The organism is Lactobacillus johnsonii ATCC 33200, assembly GCF_000159355.1.
GTDB lineage: Bacteria > Bacillota > Bacilli > Lactobacillales > Lactobacillaceae > Lactobacillus > Lactobacillus johnsonii.
In genome coordinates this window covers 1-241 of sequence record NZ_GG670136.1, presented here as the reverse complement: position 1 = coordinate 241, position 241 = coordinate 1, and the positions used below count along the sequence as shown (strand labels likewise).

The following is a 241-nucleotide window of genomic DNA, read 5'->3' as shown; positions in this document are numbered from 1 at the left end:
GTGTTGCCATTGTTGCCGGTGAAATCACCACCAGCGCCTGGATCGACCTGGAAGCGCTGACCCGCAAGGTCATCACGGACATCGGCTACGACAGCTCCGGCGTCGGCTTCGACGGCGCCACCTGCGGCGTGCTGAACCTGATCGGCAAGCAGTCGCCGCACATCGCCCAGGGCGTGGATCGCAAGAAGCCGGAAGAAATGGGCGCGGGCGACCAGGGCCTGATGTTCGGCTATGCCACCAA

At 64.3% G+C, this 241-nt stretch carries 1 protein-coding gene; it reads left to right on the top strand.

From position 1 onward, the window contains the following. Positions 1–241: S-adenosylmethionine synthetase N-terminal domain-containing protein (locus HMPREF0528_RS09140; protein ID WP_282678059.1), on the top strand; the 241-nt coding region annotated here is incomplete at both ends.